The organism is Microcystis sp. M49636_WE2 (genome assembly GCF_030065375.1).
Taxonomy (GTDB): Bacteria; Cyanobacteriota; Cyanobacteriia; order Cyanobacteriales; family Microcystaceae; genus Microcystis; species Microcystis aeruginosa_C.
In genome coordinates this window covers 1-5690 of the sequence record NZ_JASJFG010000098.1, presented here as the reverse complement: position 1 = coordinate 5690, position 5690 = coordinate 1, and the positions used below count along the sequence as shown (strand labels likewise).

The following is a 5690-nucleotide window of genomic DNA, read 5'->3' as shown; positions in this document are numbered from 1 at the left end:
GTTTCTGCTGCTAGAGTTTGCCAACCAGGGTAGATATTTGTGGTAATCTGAGTGGCACCATTTTTGATGACGATGGGGTTATTATTGCCAATTTGGGTGTAAAGTTTATTAGTTGTGTCTTGGACTAATTTGGTGTTACCAAAAGCTTCAATTGTGGTGTAGGGTGAACCAATGATTCCATCACCGTTAAAGTCTTGTTGGAAGTTGGTTTCTTGAGTAAAAGCTTCCGATGAGTTTAATCCCCACCATCCGCTTGAAGATTGCCAATTCCAGTTACTATCTAAAGTCCACAAGTGGAGATAATTACCATCGTTATATTTCCATAAAACTTGATTGACTCCGTTGACGGTTTCTGCTGCTAGAGTTTGCCAACCAGGGTAGATATTTGTGGTAATCTGAGTGGCACCAATTTTAATAGCAGTGGGGTTATTATTGCCAATTTGAGCATAGAGGTTGTTAGTTGTGTCTTGGACTAATTTGGTGTTACCAAAAGCTTCGATTGGGGTGATAGTAAATGTCTGTTGCTCTTCAAATGCGCCAATATCTACTGTCCCACCAATGATGCGACTAAAACCTGTTCCCCGTTGATCAAAGGGAATTTGTTCAGTTTTGTTACCATCACCATCTATATCCATACTATCTAATGGAACCAGAAGATTATTACCTTTATTGATAGCAGGACTATTAGAAAGAACAGCGTGGGTTAATGTGATTCCACCATTGTTTTGTAGTGGCCCAAGTTTAGGGTTTGGGTTGACAAGATCGGTTCCTGTACCAACACTTCCACTTGCTCCACTTAAATTACCAATGAGATTGTTATTGTCACCGTTAATGGGACCATACAAATCGGGGTTTAAAGTGCTACTTGTCACGCTATTATTTGGGGTATCAAAGTTACCTGCAATAATAGTATTTTTAGCATTAACTACACCTTTAGCATTATTATTAAGTCCACCATTGATTTCATTATAAATTCCGCCTCCTGTTCCACCGCTTGTATTGAAATTTGATGTAGATGTGTTGTTCGTGATGGTATTGTTGCTAAGATTAAGGTTTCCCCTAGATTCATTATAAATTCCGCCACCACTCCCAGAAGCAGAATTGCCACTAATTGTTAAATTAATAGCCGTAAAAGTTGCTCTTGTATCACGAGGAGGAACATTTCTAGACCCTGGGACTGTATAACCAGTATTCAAGATGCCGCCGCCAAAACTTGCACTATTATTGCTAATAGTGCTATTCACAATAGTTACATTATGCAAAGTGTCGTTATAATTATAAATACCACCACCATACTTTGTTGCACTATTACCGTCAATCAAACTATTAATAACTGTAAGATTTGCCGTTCGATTATCTATACCACCACCAAAGCCAGTAGTAATATTATTTTGGATTATTGTATCAATAACAGTAGCATTGCCAGAATTATTATAAAGACCACCATCTGCGTTACTACTAACTACACTTTTTGATATATTTATTGTTCCAGAATTATAAATGCCAGTATCACCATTACGATCAATTATTGTACTCTCAACATTAGCATATTTGTTATTACTGCCAAAGAGATCAGGTGAGTTATATAAACCATATTTTCCATTTTGATTGATGATAGCCCGACTAATGTTAAGTATATTATTATTTTCAATTCCATTACCTGTATTGCTATTAATTGAGGTTCCAGTAACGGTAGTAGTTCCCTTATTTTCTAATCCTGCGCTGAGATTGCTATTGATTGAACCATCAGTGAGCGTTAATGATCCAGTATTATAAATACCAGTATCATTGTTATTGTTGAAAGCAGTTTTAGAAATATTAGCTGTACCTCCATTATAAAAGCCACCTCCATTAAATCCAGTCTTGTTACTGTTGACAACGCTATTAGTTACTGTTAATGTTCCGCTAGAATAAATACCCCCTCCATCATAAGTAGAGTTATTTTCATTAATGGTGCTATCGTTTATGGTTAGTGATCCTTCGTTATAAATACCACCACCATGTCCACTTGAGTTTTGATTTATCGTGCTTGATTGAATAATAGTATTACCGAAATTGCTAATACCTCCACCCCTTGTTGATGCACTACCGCCGGACATGGAAACGTAAACATTTTGAGTGATTATGCTATTGCTAATATTAGCTAAAGCATTTTGATCAACAAGAATACCTCCTACTGCTGATTTCGTAATAGTTATTTTATCTAAGGAAAAATTGCTGTTAGCTAAGACATGAAAAATGCGATTACCCTTACCATATCCACTACCTAAACCACTGCCATCAATAACAGCCTGACTTGTACCTAAACTTTTAATCGTAACTTTACCACCTGGTAAAATATCCAAATCACCAGTTTTGGCTGTATTATCCCACAAATCCCCGAAAACCATGTTAGTGAGAAAATAGGTTTGTCCCCCTTGTAATTCAATAATATAGTCATTGGTAGTGTCTGCATTGGCTATTAAAATCGCATCTCGTAATGACAATCCACCAGTAGTGGTTCCATCATTTTGATCGGCGGTCGTATTAACGGTCAAAATAATTGGTGCAGATTTTTCTACAGAAATATTACTGCCTGTAATCGTAATATTTGCAAAGTCATTTTCAGTTGTAATTCTTGCTACTTCTTGCGTTGTCAAATCTACTCCCCGGACTAATGCCGAGAAATATTCTCCTTCATCTCCAGGAGCATCATTCTGATTAATTTGAGCATCCACATAATGCCCAATTTCTTCTAAAATTACATTAATTATCGCTGCTGGCGAAGCTGTATTTAAAAAAGATGCTGATAGATAAATCTTATTGGTACTTCTGGAATATGCACCATTCGCCGTCCCTAAAACCTCATCACTGAGTACCTCAATTGGGGGAATTTGACTAAAATTTCGGCTGTGCCACTGCTGTCGTAATTGCGTCGCCTTAACCACATCATAACTTGTGCCAAAAGCGATGGCCAAATTCGCCCAAAATTCATCAGATTGAGCAAAATTGAACAAAACATCGTCAACAACAGGAAGAATCGGCAAAAGAGAATAAGTCATGACATTAACCCTTTAAATTTCTAAAATGAATAGTTGTGTAGGGTGGGCAATGCCCACAATTTGCTTGGCTATTATTTATTCAGCCGAGTCAGCCTGTTTTCCGCAAACGTAGCCAGTCGAGGTTAGGCTAAAAAAAACTATTAAACCATTAATTAATCGTTTCCACCATTTTGAGAGCGTTTTTTTCTACTGTCAATAGAATATAAAGTATGCTTATTTTTTTTTTTTTTTCATCAGGTTTATTCATGAATCAGAGAAAATCAAATTAAATTCGGTGCGGTTAAACCTCAAGCCATCAGAAAACGGGTTTCTTTAAGAAACCCGTTTTCTCTAGCGGGTGATTGCCAAAATGCGATCACTAACGTCAAAACTAGGCAGTTAAAGTATTTAACCAATTGATTAAATCTTCAACCGTAGAGAAATCGAATAAAGCTTCTCCTAATGCTTCGACATTATCAATACTTAACTCCATAATTTTAGTTTCTAAGGAAAAATTAATCTCCCCTAACTTGCGTTTAAGTTGACGAAGAATAAATGTCTTTTCGCGTTCGATACCTTGTCCGATACCTAGCTCGATACCTTGTCCGATACCTTGTCCGATACCTTGTTCGATACCTAGCTCGATACCGCGTTTGATACCTTGTTCAATACCTTGTTCAATACCTTGTTCGATACCGCGTTTGATACCTTGTTCGATACCTTGTTCAATACCTTGTTCAATACCTTGACGCATCCAACTGGTAGTAATTTGCATAACTCCCTCCTGTACGGGTTGACTAAATGTGCTAATCTCTTGTTGAAATTGTATCTCTTCGGCAGGATTTAGATTGAGATAAGTATCGATAAATCCAGAAATTAATTGCATTTTCGCAGGATTTAACTTTAAAGTAATTAACAAGCGCAGACATTCCGCCTTAACCTTGGCTCGCTCTTTCTCGGCAATGTTCATCTTAGCCATTAAAGCTGAAGCAACCGGATTCGGTTGATTGAGAAAATCTCGCCAATTTAATCGATTTAACTGCACTACTTGATAGTTAAATTCTAATACCTTAAAATCGGGAAAATCGACTACATATTGACTAATCGCTGCTCTTTTTGGCTTTGAATAAGAAAAAATTACAATCGGATAAATCGGTAAGACAAATTTCTCATGAAAGCGAGCAAAATAAGTAAACATTCGCCGGTTAAACCACTTTCGGGAACTTTCCTGCGCCTCCAGATGAATCAGAAAAAAAGATTCTTTTCCGCGAAACTTAACTTGTGCGACTAAATCACTTTCATGCCTTTCTCCTTCCGTGACATCTGTAAATACTTCTTTGTCTAAAAAAGGGTTCTTCCGAACTTACCATGTAAAATCAACTAGCAAAATGCCAATTTAATAAACATCTAAGACTAAAGTTTTTAAAGTTTCTAAATCCATAGCCTCTCCTTTTAATCACCTTCAGTTTATTATTAATTCCTTCAACTGTTCCCTGGGTTGTTCGGTTATCAAAATAGGCAGTTATTTCGTCAATCCACCGCCGAATTGTCTGGCAGCTTTTAGGAAAGTAAGCCATCGCCTTTTTGAGCCAATCACTCAAGGCAAATAATCCCTCATTCCCCTCCGTATTTTTCTCAAATACTTCTCTAAATTCCTCTTTTAATTTGTGCATTTCCCCAAGTTTTGGAGACACTTTATATACTTCTTCCAATTTTTTCCTTTCTTTCTCTACTAAGTCTCCTTCATTCTTTAATAAGGCATATTTGCTCTTGGCTATTCCTGCTAAGATATTTTCTTTATTTTTCTTATTTTTTATCTTAGCTGCCTCTCTTTTTACCTCCTTTCTTGCTTCATCTAGCTCGTTATTTACTTGTTTCATTACATGGAATCTATCCCCTACTATTTGAGCTTGAGGCATTAGTTTTTCTGCCACATTTTTATACCCTATCCACAGGTCTATACTTACTTCCTCTATTTGGCTCAAAACCTCTTCTCCCCAGTGTTTCAGATATTCTGTTAATGCTTCTTCTGTTCTTTTTTCCACTAAGCCTATAATTTTTCCTGTGTCTATATTTACTAACACAGCATAGTAATTTCCTTTTCCCTTTATCATGGCTATTTCATCTATTCCTAATTTTTTTAGCCCTTGAGGTTTTGCGGTTATTAACTCTTCTCCTAAGTCTTTGAGCATCGTCTCTATTTCTTGTTCGCTTACTCCATTTCTTTCTGCCGTATTTTTGAGATCACTATTCAGGACTTCGGTCACTATTTTTTTTCTAAATCTGTCTGTGTAGGTTCTTTTCTTCGGCAAATAATTTAGTTCTTCTGTGAATTTTTTCCCACATTTCTCGCATCTCATCTGACGACGATTGATTCTCAGATATAATGCCTGTTCTCCAAAGGGTAAATCTCGGATTGTTAATTCATTGTTTTGATGAACTTTTTCCGTTTTACTTCCACAATGAATGCACTGGCTTTCTCTTGACATATTTTCTAAATGTAAAACAATTCCTATATCGGTAATAATTTGATAATTGGTAACGACAACTCCTTCTAGGTGAAGTAGCTCGGTCATTAACTTTAATTGTGGATTTGATGGCATAAGTATAGCTTGTGTCTAAAATTGCTGGTCTTGGCTGTCTATATTTTAACCAATAAATTGCTGTATT

2 protein-coding genes and 1 pseudogene are annotated in these 5690 nt (G+C 36.5%); all 3 read right to left on the bottom strand.

All coding sequences use genetic code 11. The features are described from left to right. On the bottom strand, positions 1-3041 hold a 3041-nt coding region (locus PX484_RS02295), incomplete at its 3' end, for a choice-of-anchor Q domain-containing protein (RefSeq protein ID WP_288102746.1). Positions 3042-3411: 370 nt separating this feature from the next. Next, positions 3412-4368 (bottom strand): annotated as a pseudogene (locus tag PX484_RS02290) (Rpn family recombination-promoting nuclease/putative transposase); the annotation flags it as partial. 28 nt (positions 4369-4396) lie between these two features. Then, positions 4397-5623 (bottom strand): ISL3 family transposase, encoded by a 1227-nt coding sequence (locus PX484_RS02285; protein WP_288102745.1) that lies wholly within the window; start codon positions 5621-5623, stop codon positions 4397-4399. Positions 5624-5690 lie beyond the last annotated feature (67 nt).